At 69.8% G+C, this 18,033-nt stretch carries 17 protein-coding genes and 1 tRNA gene; 5 read left to right on the top strand and 13 right to left on the bottom strand.

Annotated features, from left to right (window positions below; genetic code table 11):
- Positions 1-32: 32 nt before the first annotated feature.
- The 5 genes from otsB to ELY19_RS11250 all read right to left on the bottom strand — a co-directional run bounded on the left by otsB (position 33) and on the right by ELY19_RS11250 (position 5,255).
- Positions 33-797 carry a trehalose-phosphatase gene (gene otsB, locus ELY19_RS11235; RefSeq protein WP_126196272.1) on the bottom strand — a complete coding sequence of 255 codons (765 nt, stop codon included), beginning with the start codon at positions 795-797 and terminating at the stop codon, positions 33-35.
- Positions 794-2,239, bottom strand: a complete 1,446-nt coding sequence (locus tag ELY19_RS11240) for an alpha,alpha-trehalose-phosphate synthase (UDP-forming) (RefSeq protein ID WP_126196273.1) — start codon at positions 2,237-2,239, stop codon at positions 794-796. Before ELY19_RS11240 ends, otsB begins: the two co-directional genes overlap by 4 nt.
- 7 nt (positions 2,240-2,246) lie before the next feature.
- Positions 2,247-2,408 (bottom strand): hypothetical protein, encoded by a 162-nt coding sequence (locus tag ELY19_RS23485; RefSeq protein ID WP_164711583.1) that lies wholly within the window; start codon positions 2,406-2,408, stop codon positions 2,247-2,249.
- A gap of 56 nt (positions 2,409-2,464) precedes the next feature.
- Entirely contained in the window at positions 2,465-3,847 is a 1,383-nt protein-coding gene (locus tag ELY19_RS11245; RefSeq protein WP_227966749.1) for a threonine/serine exporter family protein, read from the bottom strand.
- A gap of 226 nt (positions 3,848-4,073) precedes the next feature.
- Positions 4,074-5,255 carry a PucR family transcriptional regulator gene (locus tag ELY19_RS11250; protein ID WP_126196275.1) on the bottom strand — a complete coding sequence of 394 codons (1,182 nt, stop codon included), beginning with the start codon at positions 5,253-5,255 and terminating at the stop codon, positions 4,074-4,076.
- A gap of 165 nt (positions 5,256-5,420) precedes the next feature.
- Between ELY19_RS11250 and ELY19_RS11255 the strand changes: the two genes are divergently transcribed.
- Entirely contained in the window at positions 5,421-7,127 is a 1,707-nt protein-coding gene (locus ELY19_RS11255; protein ID WP_126196276.1) for an aldehyde dehydrogenase family protein, read from the top strand.
- A gap of 10 nt (positions 7,128-7,137) precedes the next feature.
- Here the strand turns inward: ELY19_RS11255 and ELY19_RS11260 are convergent, their stop codons facing one another.
- From ELY19_RS11260 to ELY19_RS11265, 3 genes are all read right to left on the bottom strand, one after another.
- The gene (locus tag ELY19_RS11260) at positions 7,138-8,697 is read right to left on the bottom strand and encodes a DUF4132 domain-containing protein (protein ID WP_126196277.1); all 1,560 of its coding nucleotides are present in this window, start codon (positions 8,695-8,697) and stop codon (positions 7,138-7,140) included.
- Between the two features lie 92 nt (positions 8,698-8,789).
- Positions 8,790-8,957, bottom strand: coding sequence for a hypothetical protein (locus ELY19_RS23490; protein WP_164711584.1), 168 nt, complete (start codon positions 8,955-8,957; stop codon positions 8,790-8,792).
- Positions 8,958-8,972: 15 nt separating this feature from the next.
- Positions 8,973-9,047 (bottom strand) — tRNA-Thr (locus tag ELY19_RS11265).
- A gap of 40 nt (positions 9,048-9,087) precedes the next feature.
- On the opposite strand from ELY19_RS11265, the gene ELY19_RS11270 reads away from it, so the two are divergent.
- The 3 genes from ELY19_RS11270 to ELY19_RS11280 all read left to right on the top strand — a co-directional run bounded on the left by ELY19_RS11270 (position 9,088) and on the right by ELY19_RS11280 (position 13,064).
- Positions 9,088-9,966, top strand: a complete 879-nt coding sequence (locus ELY19_RS11270; protein WP_126196278.1) for a crotonase/enoyl-CoA hydratase family protein — start codon at positions 9,088-9,090, stop codon at positions 9,964-9,966.
- A gap of 141 nt (positions 9,967-10,107) precedes the next feature.
- Positions 10,108-12,510: a P-loop ATPase, Sll1717 family gene (locus tag ELY19_RS11275; protein ID WP_126196279.1), complete on the top strand. Its 2,403-nt coding sequence runs from the start codon at positions 10,108-10,110 to the stop codon at positions 12,508-12,510.
- 65 nt (positions 12,511-12,575) lie between these two features.
- Positions 12,576-13,064, top strand: a complete 489-nt coding sequence (locus tag ELY19_RS11280; RefSeq protein ID WP_126196280.1) for a GNAT family N-acetyltransferase — start codon at positions 12,576-12,578, stop codon at positions 13,062-13,064.
- Here the strand turns inward: ELY19_RS11280 and ELY19_RS23495 are convergent.
- Genes ELY19_RS23495 through ELY19_RS11300 form a run of 5 tightly spaced genes read right to left on the bottom strand, consistent with a single transcriptional unit; the run spans position 13,015 to position 16,529 of the window.
- Positions 13,015-13,461: a hypothetical protein gene (locus ELY19_RS23495; RefSeq protein WP_164711585.1), complete on the bottom strand. Its 447-nt coding sequence runs from the start codon at positions 13,459-13,461 to the stop codon at positions 13,015-13,017. The two genes, ELY19_RS11280 and ELY19_RS23495, sit on opposite strands and share 50 nt — an antisense overlap.
- On the bottom strand, positions 13,458-14,579 hold the full coding sequence (locus ELY19_RS11285) for a molybdopterin-dependent oxidoreductase (RefSeq protein WP_126196281.1): 1,122 nt from the start codon (positions 14,577-14,579) through the stop codon (positions 13,458-13,460). The genes ELY19_RS23495 and ELY19_RS11285 overlap by 4 nt, the downstream gene beginning before the upstream one ends.
- A complete protein-coding gene (locus tag ELY19_RS11290; protein WP_126196282.1) occupies positions 14,576-15,202 on the bottom strand; it encodes a class I SAM-dependent methyltransferase in 627 nt (208 codons plus the stop codon). Before ELY19_RS11290 ends, ELY19_RS11285 begins: the two co-directional genes overlap by 4 nt.
- Entirely contained in the window at positions 15,196-15,867 is a 672-nt protein-coding gene (locus tag ELY19_RS11295) for a TIGR04282 family arsenosugar biosynthesis glycosyltransferase (protein ID WP_126196283.1), read from the bottom strand. Before ELY19_RS11295 ends, ELY19_RS11290 begins: the two co-directional genes overlap by 7 nt.
- The gene (locus ELY19_RS11300) at positions 15,864-16,529 is read right to left on the bottom strand and encodes a glycosyltransferase family 2 protein (protein WP_126196284.1); all 666 of its coding nucleotides are present in this window, start codon (positions 16,527-16,529) and stop codon (positions 15,864-15,866) included. Before ELY19_RS11300 ends, ELY19_RS11295 begins: the two co-directional genes overlap by 4 nt.
- 124 nt (positions 16,530-16,653) lie before the next feature.
- Between ELY19_RS11300 and ELY19_RS11305 the strand changes: the two genes are divergently transcribed.
- Positions 16,654-18,024 carry a hypothetical protein gene (locus tag ELY19_RS11305; protein WP_126196285.1) on the top strand — a complete coding sequence of 457 codons (1,371 nt, stop codon included), beginning with the start codon at positions 16,654-16,656 and terminating at the stop codon, positions 18,022-18,024.
- Positions 18,025-18,033 lie beyond the last annotated feature (9 nt).

Consider the following 18,033-nt stretch of genomic DNA (forward strand, 5'->3'; position numbering starts at 1 on the left):
ACACCGGCCTGGACGGAGCGCGTCGACGGGACTCAGCCGCGACGCAGCGCCAGCAACTCCTCGAAGACCGCGCGCGCATCGGCCGGCCCGTCGACGCGGAAGCGGGCGGCGGTGGCACCGTCGCCCACCTTCACGGAGACGTCCTCGGCGCCGGTCAGCGCGGCGAAGGCCTTCTCGTCGGTCACGTCGTCGCCCAGATACAGCACGGCGTCGGCGCCGGTGCGCTCGCGGAGCGTCTGCAGCGCCCGTCCCTTGGAGGCGTCGAGCACCGTCAGCTCCAGCACGGCCTTGCCCTCCGTGGCGTGCACGCCGGGCAGGGCGGCGGGGCCCCGTCGGGCCTCCTCCAGCGCGAGCGGCCCGGCGGACGCGTCCACGACGTTCCGGACGTGCAGCGCGGCGCCCAGCGGCTTCGGCTCGACGGCCGCGCCGGGGAAGCGCTCGGCGATCGCCGCGAGGTCGTCGAGCACGGTCGACCGCAGGTCCACCAGGTCGGGGGTGAGGGCGCCCTCGAATCCCTCCGCCCACTCCGCGCCGTGGCTCCCGACGGTGACGAGCGCCTCGCCGGCGCCGGAGAGCCGGCCGAGCGTCGCGCGGTCGCGGCCGGAGACGACGGCCACCGTCACGCCGGGCAGGCCGGCGAGCGCCTCCAGCGCGGCGACGGTCCCCGGCAGCGGAAAGGCCGCGGCGGGGTCGGCGACGATCGGTGCGACCACCCCGTCGTAGTCGGTGCCCACGAGCACCGCCGGCAGCGCGGCGAACCGCCGCAGGGCGTCGCGGACCGAGCCGGGCAGGGTCATGCCCGGGTCTCGTCGACGGTGCCGGCGAGCGTCTGCAGGAAGGAACGGGCCCAGCGGTCGACGTCGTACTGCAGGACCTGGCGGCGCATGGTGCGGATGCGGCGCTTGCCCTCCTCGGCGTCCTGGTGCACGGCCTCGTCGATCGCGTTCTTCACGCCCTCGAGGTCGTGCGGGTTGCACTGGTAGGCCTGGCGCAGCTCGGCGGCGGCGCCGGTGAACTCGCTGAGCACCAGCGCGCCCGTCGAATCGTTGCGGCAGGCGATGTACTCCTTGGCGACCAGGTTCATGCCGTCGCGCAGCGGGGTCACGAGCATGACGTCGGCTGCGGCGAAGAAGGCGAGCAGCTCGCGGCGCGGCACCGGGCGGTGCACGTAGCTCACCACGGGCCGGCCCACGCGGCCGAAGTCGCCGTTGATCCGGCCGACCTGCCGCTCGATGTCGTCGCGCATCACCTTGTAGGACTCGACCCGCTCGCGCGACGGGGTCGCCAGCTGCACGAAGACGTGCCGCTCCGGATCGAGGCGGCCCTCCTGGTACAGCTCGCCGATCGCGCGCAGCCGCACGTCGATGCCCTTGGTGTAGTCCAGCCGGTCGACACCGAGCAGGATCTTCTCGGGATTGCCCAGCTCCTTGCGCAGCGCCCGGGCCCGCTGCTTCGTCTCGGGGAGCTTCGCGGTGGCCGACAGGTCGGCGGAGTCGATGGAGATGGGGAAGGCGCCCACCCGGACCGACCGGAATCCGACGGTGACCACGCCGAACTTCGAGCGCACGCCGATGGAGTTCTTGCTGGTGGAATACCCCGCCAGCTTGCTGGCGAGGTAGAGGAAGTTCTGCGCGCCGCCGGGCAGGTGGAAACCGACGAGGTCGGCGCCGAGGATCCCCTCGACGATCTCGCGGCGCCACGGCATCTGCATGAACAGCTCGACGGGCGGGAACGGGATGTGCAGGAAGAAGCCGATCTTCACATCGGGCCGCAGCATCCGCAGCATCTTCGGCACCAGCTGCAGCTGGTAGTCCTGCACCCAGACGGTGGCACCCTCGGCGGCGACCTTGGCGGTCTCCTCCGCGAAGCGGCGGTTGACCTCGACGTAGGTGTTCCACCACTCGCGGTGGTACTCGGGCTTGACGATGACGTCGTGGTACAGCGGCCACAGACTGCCGTTGGAGAAGCCCTCGTAGTGCTCCTGCACCTCCTGGGCGCTGAGCTTCACCGGAACGAGGAGCATGTCCTCGCCCTCGATGGGGCCGTCGCCGACGTCGGGGGCGCCGGGCCAGCCGACCCACGCGCCGTTGCGCGCGCTGAGGATCGGCTTGAGCGCGGTCACGAGGCCGCCCGGAGATTCCTTCCAGGTCAGCGTCCCGTCGGGCGCCTTCTCGACGTCGACCGGGAGCCGGTTGGCCACGACGATGAAATCAGAAGTTCCGAACGCCGCAGCGGTCATGGGTGGGCTACGCCTCCTTGGGGCCGATGCCGAGCATCGACAGCAGCATCCGGCACTCGTCGGCGTCCTCGGCGTACGCCGCGACGACCCGCTGGGCCTGGCGGGCGGTCTCGTCCGCGACGGGCTCGAGATCGTCTTCGCTGATGTCCTGCGTGGTCTTCGGGGGCATGAACGCACCTTCGTTCGGGAAATGGACGAGCAGGGACAGTTTACCCGCGAAACGATTCAGTCGCGGACCCGGCGGAAGGTGATGCCCCCGATGTGCGGCCGCAGGTTCGGCGGGAGCTGCGGCCGGCGCAGGGTGCGGGCCACCCATTCGCCCAGCGTGACGCCCGCGGCCAGCGCGCAGCCGACGGTGAGCGCGGTGGCCATGTTGGTCAGTGCGGAGGTGGTCTGTCCCTCCATCAGCTCGGACAGGCCGCGGTAGACGGCGAGGCCGGGGACCAGCGGCGTGATGCCCGCGACGGCGACGATGAGCGGGGGGACCACGGCCCGTCGGGCGAGGAGGCCGCCGGCCAGGCCGACGACGGTCGCGGCCACCGTCGACGAGACGATGGGCCCGAGCCCCAGGTTGAGGATCGACCCGGCGACCAGGGCGCCCGCGCACCCGGCCAGGAAGGACGCGGTGAGCGCGCGGATCTGTGCGTACCCGGCCAGGGCGAACGCCGCCGCGGCCACACCGCCCGCGCCGACGAGGATCGGCAGCGGCGCGTAGTCGAAGGGCTGCTGCTGCAGGGGCGGCAGGGTCGCGCCGAGTTGCGCGGTGACGCTCAGCGCCATGCCGACGCCGGCCACCACGCCGCCCGTGAACACGACGACCTCGAAGAACCGGGCGGCGCCCGTCACGGGCGCGCCGGTGATGGCGTCCTGCACGCTGCCGACCAGTGACAGCCCGGCCATGAGCACGATGATGCCGGCGACGATCACCCGGTAGGGCTGGACGTCCCAGCCGAACTCGATCGACAAGCGGTAAATGATCGCGGCGGGCAGTGTCGCGAGGAAACCGCCCACGACCTGCTGGAAGAAGTACGGCAGGCCCCACTGGCTCAGCCGCACGTTCACGGCGTAGATCAGCGCGGTCGTCACGAAGGCCACGCCCGCCAGCGAGAGCTTGCCGCCGAGCAGCAGCGTGAGGGCGCCCGCCATGAGGGCCCAGCCGAAGGTCGCGACGGCACGCGGGTAGGGGTGCCCCGCGGTCATGATCGACTCGAGCGCGGCGAGGGCCTGGTCCGGGCGGATCCGCCCGCGCCCGATGCGCCGCACCAGGGTGTCGACCTGGGACAGGCGGGTGTAGTCCAGGGAGCGGTGGCTCACCGTCCGCGTGTAGGTCGACGGGGGCAGGCCGCGCCCGCGCTGCACGCTCACGGTGATCGCGTTGTACGTGACGGTCACGGTGACGTCGTCGATGCCGTAGGTGGCCGCGACGTACCGGACCTGGGCCTCGGTGTCGACGGCGCCGGTGCCCGAATCCAGCAGCACCTCGCCGACCTTCATCGCGACCTCGAGGACCTCGCCGACGGTCTCGTTGTCGCGGAGGTCGACGGGCTGCAGCGGCGTCAGCACCGGCATGCCCGCGGTGTCGACGGTGGCGGCGTTCCGGCCGGTCACGGCCTGTATTGCGTGCGCGAGGCGATCGCGGAACGCGGGCTTCATCGTGGGGCACCTCCTCGGGGTTTCACGTCGGTGTCGTGGCACTGACCTCGATTCGTTACTGTGCCAGATCACGCCGGGTTCCGGTCCGCCCGTGGGCCCGTGATCCGCGCCGGATCACCACTTGCCGCGCGACCGCCGCGGCGGTGTCCTCGACGTCCCCGGAATGCGCCCGCGCCGGGGCCTAGTCGCGCCCGAACAGCCGGTCCGCGAGGACCGCGACGTAGAGCTCCGCGGCCGCCCGCGGGTCCGACCGGTCGCGGCCGGTGAGCTGCTCGATCCGGCGGAGCCGGTGATTGATCGTGTTCCGGTGGTAGTGCAGGGCCTCCGCGGTGGCGGCGAGGGAGCCGCCGCAGTCGAACCAGGCGCGCACAGTGGTGATGAGAGCGTCCCGGTCCGCCTCCGGGAGCGCGAGCACGGGGCCGAGGACCGCGTCGCGCAGCTCGCGCGCGGCGGCGGGGGAGTGCGCCAGCGCGAGCGGCAGCGCCGATCGCCCGTAGGTCTCGGTCGTCGTCTCGCCCGGGATCAGGCTGGCCATCGCGAGTTCGGCCTGGCGCAGCGCGTCGCGCGCGCCGAGCGGTGTCGTGAAGGGCTCGCTGACGCCCACGCGCCCGCCCGCTTCGCCGCGCAGCAGGTCCAGTACCTGCGGCAGCGTCTGCGGTGTGCTCAGGCTCAGCAGGCCGATGCGGGTCTGCACGTCCGACATCCAGTGCGAGGCCACCAGCCGGTCCCGCAGCCGACGGTCGATCCCGGCGTACGGGTCGCCGGCTCCGCGGGCCTCGGCGCACACCACGAGGAACGTGCCCGTGGCGGGCAACTGCAGCATCTGCGCCGCGGTGTGCAGGCGACCGGGCTCGAGCACCCCGTCGAACAGGGCGCGCAGCTCGACCTGGAGCAGCTCGGCGTGCCGGGTGGTGCGTTCGGAGACCGCGCGCCCGTACTCCTCGGCGGCGGCCGTCGAGTACTCGTCGATGATGCGCCAGACGTCCGCGCCGATGTCCGGGAGAATCTCGGGATTGTCGGCGCACGCGGTGCGCATGCGATCCCACACCAGGCGCCCCGCGAGCCTGTAGGCGTGCAGGACCGCGGCCAGCGGGAAGCCGTACTCGGCCTTGAGCCGGCCCGTCGCGCGGGCGGCGTGCAGGTCGCTGCCGAGCTCGCCGGTGAGCTGCCGCAGCACCGAATCGAGGTTCGCGTGCACAGCCTCGCGGAGCTCGACCGGGGTGATGAGGGTGCTCTCCGCATAGGCGTGTTCGCCCGTGAGGATGCGATCCACGAGCTCGTCGGTCAGCCCGTCGAGGTCGTTCACCAGCAGTCGGGCGACCGCGGCGGGCGACGTCTCCGCGGGCTCTGTGATCGTGGACACGCCTCGATGGTAGCCCTCGTCATGTGCGCGGTCGTTGTGCGTGGGCACAACGGATCGGCGTGACGGCCGAAGCTCTCGCACGATGCCCGGGGCGCGTCCGGGGGTCAGACTCGAAGGGGAACAGTGACCCGGCTCACGTCGGGTCGAACGGAGACGGAGAGCCGTATGACCACCACCGAATCAGTCCTCGACGCCGCTGTCGCCGACCTGCAGCAGGGCGAGCGCACCTGGGCCGCCACGCCGCTGGCGGACCGTCGCGCCCTGCTCGACGAGGTCCGCGAGGCGACCGCCGCCGTCGCGCGGCAGTGGGTCGACGTCGCCACCGGGATCAAGGGCCTGCCCGCCGATTCCACCCTGCTCGGCGAGGAGTGGCTGTCGGGGCCGTACTCCGTGATCACCGCGTGCGAGGCGCTCGCCGCGTCGCTCCGGTCGCTGGAGGAGGGGCGCAGCCCCGCCGACGGTTTCACGGTCCGCCCCGCGCCCGGTGGCCGCTCGGCCGTCGAGGTGCTGCCGCACAGCGCCTTCGACCGGCTCCTGCTCAGCGGCTTCAGCGCGGAGGTCTGGACGGTGCCGGGGGTGGATGCCGCCGCCGTCCGGGAACGCGCCGGCCTGGGCGAACTCGACCCGACGATCACGCACGGCATCGCCGGCGTCCTCGGTGCGGGCAACATCTTCTCGATCCCGCCGCTGGACACGCTCTACCAGCTGTACGCCGACAACCGCGTCGTGCTGCTCAAGCTCAACCCGGTCACCGACCCGCTGCTGGAGACCTACCGCGCCGCCTTCGCCCCGCTCATCGACCGCGGCGTGGTCCGGATCGTGACCGGCGGGGCCGACGTGGGCGGCGCCCTGGTCAACCACCCGGGCATCACGACGGTGCACATGACCGGCAGTGCCCGCACGCACGACGCCATCGTCTTCGGCACCGGCGACGACGGCGCGCAGCGCAAGGCGGAGAACCGCCCGCTGCTCGACAAGACGATCACCAGCGAGTTGGGCGGCGTCTCCCCGACCATCGTCGTGCCGGGCGAGTGGTCCGCCGCCGACCTGCGGTTCCAGGCCGAGCACCTCGCCACGCAGCGTCTGCACAACAACGGCTACAACTGCGTCGCCTCGCAGGTGGCCGTGATCAGTGCCGACTGGCCGCAGAAGGAGGAGTTCCTCCGCGAGCTGCGCGCCGCGTTCGACCGCGCGCCGTCGCGCCGCGACTACTATCCGGGCTCCGCCGACCGGGTGGCCGCCGCCCGGGCCGGCTACGGGGAGCGGGCGCAGGCCGTCGGGCCCGACGGTGCCCGCACCCTCCTGTCCGGCCTGCGGGCCGATCGCACCGAGGAGGCGCTGCGCACCGAGTACTTCGCGCCGGTCTACGGCGTGCTGGAGCTGGCCGGCGACGCCGCGACCTTCCTCGACGCCGCCGTCAGGGCGGCGAACGAGGACTTCGAGGGCACGCTCGGCGTGAACATCGTCGCCGACCCGGCGACGATCAGCGCGCTCGGCCCGGCGTTCGATCGGGCGATCGCGGACCTGCGGTACGGCACGATCGCCGTGAACGCGTGGACCGGCGTCGGCTATCTCACGGCCCGCGCGTCGTGGGGTGCCTTCCCCGGCCACACCATCGACGATGTGCAGAGCGGCATCGGCGTGGTCCACAACGCGCTGCTGCTCGACGACGTGGAGCGGACCGTCGTGCGCGGACCGTTCCGTCCGTCGCCCCGGTCGTTCGCGGGCGGCGAGCTGTCGATGTCGCCGAAGCCGCCGTGGTTCGTGACCAACCGCACCGGTGCCGTGACCGGCGAGCGGCTCACCGCGTTCGCGGCGAAGCCGTCCTGGCTCAAGCTCCCCGGTATCTTCGCCTCGGCCCTGCGCGGCTGACGGTCCGCGGTCACTCCTCGTCGAGCAGTGCGACGACGGTGCCGACGATCGTCGTGAGCAGCCGGTCCGTCGCGGGCTGCCAGAGCCCGTGGCGACGGCGGGGCGTGACCTCGACGGCGTCGCCGTCCCGCGTCACGCGGACGGTCGCGATGCTCACGCGGTGACCGTTCACCTCGACGTGCCTGGCCGCGACGTTCACCGCTGTGGTGGGCAGCTCGGCGAGGATGTGCTCGAGAATCATTCTTCGAGTGGCGAGTACGCCGGCGGGGGTCTGGTCGCCGCGAACGCCGTCGTCGAACCCGTTCTCGTCGAGGGCGATCGTCGATGCGCTGAGGATGAGGTCCACCGACCGCACCAGCTCGGACTGCGCTGCCGCGTCGGGTTCGGCGTCGAGCGTCCGGATGCCCTGTGCGGTGAACGACGGTGCGCCGATGGCCAGTCCGAGCGGGTGACACTGTTGCGAGCCGGAGCCGGGGTACATCGAGGCGTCGAACCAGAGGAGCGCTCCGGCGGCGGCGGTACCGCGTGCGATCGTGTTGTCGCCGTCGTGACGCCAGCCCTCGGAACGGTAGAGGCCGATCACCTGTCGGGTGTCGTGCACGGTGTTCGCGGCTACGAGTCGATCGGCATCCGAGGCGTCGTAGTGCTCACGGAACACCTGCGAGAAGGGTTGCTCGAGCTTCGCCTCGCGGACGTGTTCTCGCCAGGCGGTCCGATCGGCGTCCGTCGATGCAGCGGGATGCCAGAGACGGACTCGCGCGTCGTCGGGGACCTGCACCGGCCGTCCCGCGGCGTCGCGGAACGCGCCGGGGCGGCCCAGGAACGACGGCCCGTCGATGACCTGCCAGACCAGCGCTTCGCTGAACGTCGTGACGGATGTCGCGAACGCGGCCCGAATCCAACGAGCTGCGTCCCAGGAGGCGGCGACGGTCCAGGAGCCCTCGACGGACTTCAGCCAGGTGGTGACTTGTGCCTTCGTCGGGTGCTCCTCGGCCAGGCGTAGCGCCACGTCAGGCCGGGATCCCAGGCGGCGCCTGGCGTCCCGGGTATAGCGTGTGAACTTCTTCTTGATGCCGGCGTGCCGGGTGGCGCTGGTCGCGTCCGCGAGCGCCGACACGGTCTCGGGCGTGGGGGCCGCCATGATGGCGCGCGCCATCGCGAATGCCGCGGCCTGCGACGGGACGGCCTTGACTGCGGGGTTCGGTGCGACCGATGCCTGCGCCAGGATGCGGGAGACGGGCGCTGCCCACTCGGCGTCGAGGGTGAGTGCGACGAGTCCGGCGCGTTCCAGTGCTCGCGCATCCTCAGGGGTGAACGCCTTGTCGGCGACGAAGGGCTCCGAGCCGTCGTGGATGCGTGCGAGGCGATCGTCCGCGAGTTCGAGGACCTTCGCGGCGAAGATCCGATACGGCTCGCTCGCGGCGAGCTGCGTGGCGAGCTCCCCGAGGAGCGCATTGTCCTCGCCGACGTAGATCCACCTGGACCGCATGGTGCTCAGTGCGTTCGCCGCCGCGAGGCCGAGGCGCACCTCGGTGTGCGCTTCCAGCTCCTCGAACAGACCGCCCTCCATGAGGCTTCATGATAAAGGAGATGTCATTCTGTTGATTGAATTCACGGTTGGGTGCATGCCGGCCGGCGCTCGCCGACCGACGCGAGTGAGACTCAGCGGTCGAAGAAGCGATCGCTGAGCCGGTCGAAGAAGCCGTCGATCCGCTTCTCGCGCTCGGTGCCCTCGACCCGGGTGTTCCACAGGTGCACCAGCCCGAAGACGAGGGCGACGAGGCCGAGCACCAGCGCGGTGATGAGGATGACCTGCACCGTGGTCGACATGGCCGTCCCCCTTCGTGGAGCCCCCTGTCGGGATTGAACCGACGACCTTCGCTTTACAAGAGCGGTGCTCTACCACTGAGCTAAGGAGGCGCGGACCGCACGGTCGCCGCGCCAGCATATCGTGACCAGCATGACTGATTCCTTCGAGACCATCAGCTGGACGCTCGACGACGACGGCATCGCCACGCTCGTGCTCGACCGCCCGGATCAGCTCAACGCGTTCAGTGTGACGATGGCGCGCGAGCTGACGGAGTTCTTCGAGGTGCACGCGCGGCGCGACGAGGTGCGCGCGGTCGTCGTCACCGGCGCGGGCCGTGCCTTCTGCGCGGGTATGGATCTCACCGGCGAGGGCAACGTCTTCGGCCTCGACGAGTCCGTGCGTCCGACGCCCGAGGAGTTCGCGGCGCACTACGACGAGGCGCCGTACCAGGACGGTGTGCGCGACACCGGCGGCAAGCTCACGCTCGCGATCTACTCGCTGCCCAAGCCGGTGATCGCCGCGATCAACGGCCCCGCGGTGGGCATCGGCGCGACGATGACCCTCGCGATGGACACGCGGCTCGCGTCGACGAAGGCCCGCATCGGCTTCGTCTTCGGCAGGCTCGGCATCGTCATGGAGGCGTGCTCGAGCTGGTTCCTGCCGCGGATCGTCGGTCCCGCGCAGGCGCTGGAGTGGGTCTACTCCGCCGACATCCTCACCGCCGAGCAGGCCCGCGAGGGTCGCCTCGTCCGCAGCCTGCACGAGCCCGACGAGCTGGTCCCCGCCGCGCAGGAACTCGCCCGCTCCTGGGTGAAGGGCCGCTCGGCCGCCGCCACCGGAGTCATGAAGCAGCTCGTCTACGGCGGCCTCGGTGCGGCGAAGCCCCTGGACCAGCACCTCGCCGACTCGCTCGGCATGTACTACACCTCGATCGGCGACGGCAAGGAGGGCGTGGCCGCCTTCCTCGAGAAGCGCGCCCCCGAATTCACCAGCAAGGCCTCCGAGATCCCGCGCATCGTCCCGGAGTAGCCACCGCGGGTTAGCGTCCGCAGCCCGAAGTGCGGCGTCTAGAAGGCACTCCGTACCCCTCTGAGGCGCGGCGCAGCCATCGGTGTGGGTGAATACGTGAAGTCGGACACGCGGAACCCTGTTGGGTGACACAATCGGGTGGTGGGCGAGTCAGATAATACGTCGGTCTTCTTTGCTTACGCGTCGTATCCGGCATCCTGTGGTGAGGCAATGTCTACAGCTGCGGCGGATTTGCGCGATCAAGGTGTTGCAGCGCGAACCTGGCAAGACATGAATCCGAGCGGACGGATCCTCATCGACGCAATCACAGACGAGATCGATCGCGCCGACGTCGTCGTGGCCGAAATCAGCACAATGAACAAGAATGTGTTGTTCGAGGCAGGGTATGCGCTGGCGCGAAATAAGACACTGTTGTTTGCTTTGGATGAGTCTCTGGAGAGTGCGCGACGACTGTGGGAAGGCGTCCAGTTATTCGCCACAATCGGCAGGTTGGATTACCATGGTAATGGTCACGAACTAGCGAACCGTATTCAAGGTGCTATTATTGCAGGTGGTGAAGGTTCGCTTCTTTCGAGTATTCTTTCAGATCGTCGGCAACAACAGCTCAATGCTGTGTTCGCCCCGACTGTTCCGGTCAAGTTTCAAGCTGCCGAAATGCTGGATAAGGAGCTTGGAAACCGTGGGAGTATCCAGGTTCTTGCTAGCGGCGACGACCTAGGGCTGGCGCCCCTCTCTTACTACGCGTGTGAGATAGTGCGATCGGCGGCGGCGATATTTCACTTGATGAACCCCGGCAGGACGCGAGGAGTCGAGCATAATGCTCGATCAAGTTTTCTTGCGGGATTTGCGCGGGGTTGGGAAACGCCTGTGTTAATGGTTGCTGAATCGGAGTACGAAAGTCCTCTCGACTACCGAGATCTCCTCTTTAATTATTCGACTGCGGCTCAAATGGTCCGACATGTTGATGATTGGCTGGAGAGCATACCTCTGAAACAGGGAAGTAGTCGTCGCCTGGGGCGATTGACAATGGACTTGGAATTGCCCGTTAGCTCGTTTGGTCAATACGTGGCGGAAAACGAGGAGTTTTCGCGGCTTGAAGAGTATTTTTTGCCAACGAGCGAGTTCGGCAGCCTGTTGCGGGGATCGGAAACAGTCTTCATTGGGAGGAAAGGGACTGGAAAAACAGCCACGATGCTGCAGGCTGCAGCTGAATTGGAAAAAGACCGACGGAATCTGGTGGTGCGGGTCAAGCCGACATCCTATGAGCTTGCTGGGTTGGTTGATCTGGTTAGTCGATTCGAGTTGCGCTCGGGGAGTGAATACCTTCTCAATAACCTATGGAACTTTCTCTTGTCGACTGAGGTCGCGTGTCATCTGCTCGCATCTGCAGACGCAAGTGGCGCAGGAGTGGGTGGATCGCCGGAGTTGTTGGCGATCGATCGCAGACTTGCGGCGATGAGAGTAGACGCCACGGCTGACTTAGCTACGCGGCTGGAAGAAGCGATATCCAGGATTCAAACCGAATCTGCATCGACGTGTGATGATCGAGAGCTTCGAGAAGTCGTCGGTAGCGCCCTCGGCGTGCACTCATTCAAAGAGTTTCACCACGAACTCAGGAAAGCGGCATTCAGTGCGCATAATCGGATTGCTATCCTCGTTGATAATCTTGACAAGACGTGGGAGAGCGACACTGATTTCGAAGTTACTTCCAGGTTCCTGCTAGCGCTATTAGGGGCGGCAGGACAATTTCGAAAGGCGCTTCTAAGGGGGATGGACGGGAGAACTGTAACGCTGGGAATATTCATTCGATCGGACATTTTCGAAGTAATGACTTCTTACGCGAGGGAGCCAGACAAGATCGGTCCACTTGCGGTCCATTGGGATGACCCTTATCTCCTTGCACGAGTGCTCGAGGAGCGATACTCGACTAATCGAAGGCGTAAGAATCCTCGAGATGATGACATGTGGGCTACCATATTCCCAGATGAGGTGAGCGGGTTACCCGCTAAGGACTACATTCTATGGAGGATACTGCCGCGTCCGCGTGACATTATCTACTTCGGTAACGCTGCCCTCACTACCGCAATAAATCGGAGGCACGCAGTTATTACTCAAGATGATATAGCGATGGCCGACGAAACCTATTCAAGGTTTGCGTATGACGCCCTTGTGGTTGAGAGCGGATCGCAAGGCTTCAGTCTCGAGGATGTTCTATACGAATTTGCGGGGCTCAATTCAATTCTCACCGAAGAGGAATTGGGTCAGGTCTTGGGGAGCATCGATTACGATCCGTTGGAGATTAGATCGTGGCTACTGAGGACGTCATTCCTTGGTATTGAGGTCCGAGAGGGCAAGTTTGCTCATGTGGAGGGGAAGTCTGAAGTTGATCGCAAGCTGAAGGTTGCATCACGTTCCTCAGAGCGCTCCTCGCGTCCGATACATTTTAGAGTTCATCCCGCATTTCGGCACTACTTGGATATTCGTGATGACGACTTGCATGCCTCGGGGTTGGAAGACGTAACACTGAAGTTTGATTCCGAGTAGCTGGATCTTCTGCGAGTCTTCGCACCAAGTGAACCAGTGATTTGTTGAGAGCCTACTATTGCCCCATGGAGATCCGCGACGCCCAGCCGGCCGACCTTCCGGCCATCCTCGCCATCCACAACGATGCCGTGGAGAACTCGACCGCCATCTGGTCCGAGGAGAAGGCGGACCTCGCCGAGCGCGAGGCCTGGCTCGCCGAGCGCCGCGCCGGGGGCTTCCCCGTCCTCGTCGCCATCGTCGACGGTGAGCTCGGCGGGTACGCCTCGTACGGGCCGTTCCGCAGCAAGTCGGGCTACAAGCACACCGTCGAGAACTCGGTGTACGTGGCGGACGGCTTCTACCGCCGCGGCATCGCCGAGGCGCTGATGAACGCGCTCATCGAGCGCGCGCAGGAGTCCGACGTGCACGTGGTGGTCGCCGCCATCGAGGAGTCCAACCACGCCTCGGTCGCGCTGCACCGCAAGCTCGGCTTCCGCGTGACCGGCCAGATGCCGCAGGTCGGCATCAAGTTCGGTCGCTGGCTGGATCTGGTGCTGATGCAGCGGATCCTCTAGTCCGGGCGATCCCGGCGATCACCGTCGCGAGCACGATCACCGCGAGCAGCGACAGTGCGGAGGCGGTGTACGGCTGGTCGAGGACCGTCGGGTTCAGTGCCCGCTTGTCGGGCGGCCGCGGCAGCACGACCGGCGCGGCCAGGGCGCACACCGTCACCGCGAAGATCGTCCCGATCAGCACCGGTTGCCACCATGCGACGGGCAGGATGCGCTTCGCGCCGTGCCCGAGCAGCAGGCACACGGGTGCGAAGATCCCGTCGTGCGCGATGAGGATCGCCGCGGCCCAGATCGCCGCGTCGAGCAGGTCTTTCGGGGGGATCGTCTCGTAGAGCCGGTTCGCGCCGAACGCGAGCAGGCTCACGCCCACGACGGCGAGCAGTACCCGTACAGCTCTCATCGCACGGCCTCGATCCGGCTGACCCACTTGGTCTGTTGCACGCCCGGCCGCGACGCCGCGATCAACCGGCACGGGAAGCCGTGGTCGAGGTCCAGGTCCTCCCCGCCCAGGCGGAGCGCGAGCAACGTGTCCGGGTCGGTCACCTGCGCGTGGTCCATCTCCGACTGGCCGTAGGGCCCGCGTTCGAGCGAGACGAAGCGCAGGTTCAGGCCTTCGAGGCCGGCGAGCGCGGCCAGATCGCCCACCCGCACCCCCGACCACCAGCCGTACTGCGTCCAGCCCTCCACGCACGCGAGGGGGAGGCGCGCGGTGTGCTGCGGCATCGCGCGCAGCTGCTCCAGGGTGAGCTCCACCGGCGTCGGGCCGGCGAGCACCAGGCGGTAGTCGCCCGAGCGGGCACTCGTGGCGACGCCGGCGGCCGCCGCGGTCCGGTTCACCGGCATGCCCTGCGGCCCGGATCCGGAGCGCGGTGCGAACACGCCCAGCCGGTGCAGCGCGGGCACGGACTGGCTCCCGACGGTGACCACCGCCAGTCCCGCCGCCGCGATCCCGGCGGTGAGCACGGCGCGCCGCGACAGGCCGGGAGTGACGGATTCCGCGGTGCGCCTGCGGAATTCCGCTGCGACCAGGGGCAGCTTGATCGCGACGTGCACCGCGACGGCGCCGAGTACGAGGTACGCGGTGGCGTAGTGGGTGGTGGTGAAGAAGAATTTCCACGCGTACCACTGCGAGATGTTCAGCAGACCGGTGAACAGCTGGAACAGCATGGAGGCCACCAGGACCGCGGTCGCTACGCGTTCGAGGAGCCGCACGGGCGAGCCGATCATCGGGCGTTCGAAGAGCTTCGGATAGACCGCGGCGAGCTTGAGCAGCACCAGTGGGATCGTCGCCACCCCCGATGCCACGTGCACCCCCTGGGTCAGCTGGTAGAGCCAGGCGGGCGAGCGGGGCGTGACGAACCACGACGGCGGGTGCTGGATCCAGTGACTGAAGAGCCCGGTGGCGAAACAGAGCACGACGCACACGCCGAGCAGGACGCCCAGCCGCGCCGCGATGCCGGGACGCCGCAGCAGCGGCACGTGCGCCGGCGTCTCCGGGGCCGTCTGCGGCGCGCTCATCGCGCCAGCTCCACGCACATCCGGCCGCCGCTCTCGATCCGCCGGACGATCCGCAGCCGCGCCTCGTGGGCGAGGGCGCCGATCCCATCGGCCCCCACCCGCGCCCAGGGGAACCATTCGGTGGCCCCGCCGGCGACGTTGAGCCGCACCGCCTCTCGGAGGACTCCCCGCACGGCTGGTTCGACCTCCACCATGATCGTCCCCTTCGGCTCGATCAGTTCGAGGGCGCGGCGCACCAGCCGACCCGGATCGCCGCCGATGCCGACGTTCCCGTCCAGCAGCACGACGTGCGACCACCGGCCCTCGCCGGGCAGCGGCGCGAAGACGTCCCGCTGCACCGCGGCGGCACCGCGATCGCGGGTCAGCCGGATCGCGGTGGGGGCGTCGTCGATCCCCAGGGCGGGGACCTGCCGGCGGAGCAGGTGGGCGACGAAGCGGCCGGGCCCGCAGCCCAATTCCACCGTCGGCCCGGTGCACCACTCGGCGACGGTGCGGATCAGCGTGTCGTCGGCCCGGTCCCGGCCGTGCCACCGCGCGACGGGGAGCCGCCGGACGTGCCCGTCGGCGGTCTGGAGTTCCCGGCACCGTCCCGCCATCACCGACTCCCAGTGCCCCGTCAGCACGGCGAACCCGCGCTCGTCAGCTCGGCCGCGGCGCGGCGGAACGCCGAACCCGGCGCGCAGGCGGCGGCGACCGGGGCGACGTCCCCCGGGTGGTCGACGTCGCGCAGCTCGGGCAACGGGGCGGGGGACAGCCCGATCGATGCGAGGGCGATCCGGGTCGCCTCCCCGGTCCGGCTCGTCGACATGGGGACGTCCGCGAGGCACCCGAGGCGGTCCGCCGCGCCCGCGGGCACACCGAGCGCCCACCACCCGCCGTCGGCCGCGGGGCCCAGCGCGGCGCGACGCCGGGACGCGCGCAGACCGGAGGCCAGGAGCTCGGGGGTGACCTGCGGCGTGTCCATCCCGATCTGGAGGACGGGCCCGTCGGGGTCGGCGGCGCGCCGGTGGGCGTCCGCGAGCCGGGCGCCGAGGCCGCCCGCGGACTGCGGGAACACGACGCACCGTGCGAGGAGTTCGCGCAGGACACCGGCATCGACGGCGTCGTCGAGCCGTCCGGCGAGGGCGACCGCGCACCGGGCGCCGGGCACGGCGAGGGCCGCCGCGAGCGTGTCCCGGAGGGCGGCGGCGGCGAAACGCGCCGCATCGGCCGCACTGTAGGCGCTGGTCAGGCGGGTCTTCACCCGCCCCGGAACGGGTGCTTTCGCGACGATCAGGACGGTGCTCATCGCGCCGCCCGCAGGAAGTCGACGGTGGCCCGGACCGTGCCGGTGAGCGAGCCCGACACCTTCGACCGCCCGCCGGTCCGCGGGCCGTAGCGGACGGGGCGCTCGACCACGCGCCACCCCGCCGCGCCGGCGCGGGCGAGCAGCTCCACGGGGTACCCGGACCGCCGGTCCAGCACGCCGAGGCCGAGGACGGCCTCGCGCCGCGCGGCCCGCATGGGGCCGATGTCGTGCAGGGGCAGGCCGTACCGGCGGCGCAGCCGGGCGGCGACGAGCGCCGATCCGAGGCGGGCGTGCCAGGGCCAGACCCCGCGGGTGTCGGGTCGGCGCCGCCCGACGGCGAGGTCCGCCCCGCCGCGTACGGCGTCGACGAGTGCGCCCAACTCCGCGGGGTCCATCGAGCCGTCGCCGTCGATGGTGCAGACCATCTCCGTGCGGGCCGCCGCGACCCCGGCGTGCACGGCGCTGCCGTATCCCGGACGCGGCTCCGCGAGGACCTCCGCGCCCGCGCGGCGGGCGGCCTCGCCGGTGCCGTCGCTCGATCCGTTGTCCACGACGAGGGCGGTGAATCCCTCGGGGAGGGAGGCGATCACGGCTCCGATCGAGGCCGCCTCGTCGCGGCACGGGATCACCACGGTGACCGCGTCCGGCTCGATGTCTGTCATGGTCTTCACGCTAGGAACGCGGCGCCGCGCAGGCCATGCCTTCGCGATGACGAAAGTATGACGCTGCGCCGCGACCTCCCGTTCCGGCTGTCCCGGACGGGGTCCGGTGGATACCGTCGGGGACATGCCCTCCGAGTCGGCCGCGCCCCGCGGCACCGTGCGCCGCGACGTTGCCTGGGCGGCGGGGTCGGTCGCGCTCGTGGCCGCGGCGGTGATCGTGCCGTACCTCTTCGACGAGGGGTTCCGCATGCGGCTCGTCGCCGAGGCCGCGCCCCTGTTCGGGACGTTCGACGCGCACGCCGGGATCGGCACCGTTCCCGCCCTCGTGCTCGCCGCCGCCGTCGTGCTCCAAGGGCCGGCGCTGGCGCGCCGGCTGCCGTTCGGCCGCCTCGCCGTGGTGACGTCGACGGCACTGTTCGCCTGGGCGCTGAGCCTGGGCACCGTCGCGGGGTGGGAACGGTTCGCCACCAAGCTCACCGGCTACGACCAGTACCTGCACGAGGTGCCGGGTGCGCGCGCGGACGTCGGTGGCGCGGTCCGCGAGTTCGCCCGCCGTATCCCCGATTACCACCCGGACTCCTGGACGGTGCACGTCTCCGGACACCCGCCCGGTGCCCTGCTGACCTTCGTCGGCCTGGACCGGATCGGCCTCGGCGGCGGCACCTGGGCGGCGCTGTTCTGCACGGCCGCCGGCGCGTCCGCCGCCGCGGCGATCCTGGTCACGGTCCGGACCCTCGGCACCGAGGAGATCGCCCGCTGCTGCGCGCCCTTCCTCGCGCTGTTCCCGGGCGCGCTGTGGCTGGCGCCGTCGGGCGACGCGTACTTCGCCGGCACCGCCGCATGGGGGATCGCGGCGCTGGCGGTCGCCGCGGTCGCGCGGGGGCGCCGCGCCGTGGCGTTCGGTGTGCTCGCGGGCCTGTTGCTCGGCTGGGCGATCTTCCTCAACTACGGCCTCATCCTGATGGGCGTCCTGGCCGTCGCGGTGCTCCTGATCGCGCGGAACCCCCGCCCGCTGCTGACCGCGGTCCCGTCGGCGCTCCTGGTGGTCGCCGTGTTCGCCGCGGCGGGGTTCTGGTGGCTCGACGGCTATCACGGCGTGGTGCTGCGGTACTACCAGGGCATCGCCTCCTTCCGGCCGTTCGCGTACTGGGGCTGGGCGAATCTCGCCGCCGCGGCGTGTGCGCTCGGCCCGGCGGGCGCCGCGGCGATCGGAAGGATCCCCGGTGCCGTCGGGGCCTTCCGGCGCCCGCTCCTCGGCACCCCGACGGCCCTCCTCGCGCTCGTCGCGGGCGCCGTGGTCATGGTGCTCGCCGCGGACCTGTCCGCCCTGAGCAAGGCGGAGGTCGAACGCATCTGGTTGCCGTTCACGGTGTGGATCGCGGCCGGAGCGGGGATGCTCGTACAGCGGCGGGGCGACGGGCTCGCCCGGGGCTGGCTCACCGCGCAGGCGGTGGGCGCGCTCGTGGTGGCGCACGCGGTCCTGATCTACCAGTGAACGACGGAC

This window comes from Tsukamurella paurometabola (genome assembly GCF_900631615.1).
GTDB classification, from domain to species: domain Bacteria; phylum Actinomycetota; class Actinomycetes; order Mycobacteriales; family Mycobacteriaceae; genus Tsukamurella; species Tsukamurella paurometabola_A.

Coding starts and splice junctions, on each gene's coding strand:
- otsB (WP_126196272.1), bottom strand. CDS start 797: ATGACCCTGCCCGGCTCGGTCCGCGACGCCCTGCGGCGGTTCGCCGCG.
- ELY19_RS11240 (WP_126196273.1), bottom strand. CDS start 2,239: ATGACCGCTGCGGCGTTCGGAACTTCTGATTTCATCGTCGTGGCCAAC.
- ELY19_RS23485 (WP_164711583.1), bottom strand. CDS start 2,408: ATGCCCCCGAAGACCACGCAGGACATCAGCGAAGACGATCTCGAGCCC.
- ELY19_RS11255 (WP_126196276.1), top strand. CDS start 5,421: ATGACCACCACCGAATCAGTCCTCGACGCCGCTGTCGCCGACCTGCAG.
- ELY19_RS11260 (WP_126196277.1), bottom strand. CDS start 8,697: ATGGAGGGCGGTCTGTTCGAGGAGCTGGAAGCGCACACCGAGGTGCGC.
- ELY19_RS23490 (WP_164711584.1), bottom strand. CDS start 8,957: ATGTCGACCACGGTGCAGGTCATCCTCATCACCGCGCTGGTGCTCGGC.
- ELY19_RS11270 (WP_126196278.1), top strand. CDS start 9,088: ATGACTGATTCCTTCGAGACCATCAGCTGGACGCTCGACGACGACGGC.
- ELY19_RS11280 (WP_126196280.1), top strand. CDS start 12,576: ATGGAGATCCGCGACGCCCAGCCGGCCGACCTTCCGGCCATCCTCGCC.
- ELY19_RS23495 (WP_164711585.1), bottom strand. CDS start 13,461: ATGAGAGCTGTACGGGTACTGCTCGCCGTCGTGGGCGTGAGCCTGCTC.
- ELY19_RS11285 (WP_126196281.1), bottom strand. CDS start 14,579: ATGAGCGCGCCGCAGACGGCCCCGGAGACGCCGGCGCACGTGCCGCTG.
- ELY19_RS11295 (WP_126196283.1), bottom strand. CDS start 15,867: ATGAGCACCGTCCTGATCGTCGCGAAAGCACCCGTTCCGGGGCGGGTG.
- ELY19_RS11300 (WP_126196284.1), bottom strand. CDS start 16,529: ATGACAGACATCGAGCCGGACGCGGTCACCGTGGTGATCCCGTGCCGC.
- ELY19_RS11305 (WP_126196285.1), top strand. CDS start 16,654: ATGCCCTCCGAGTCGGCCGCGCCCCGCGGCACCGTGCGCCGCGACGTT.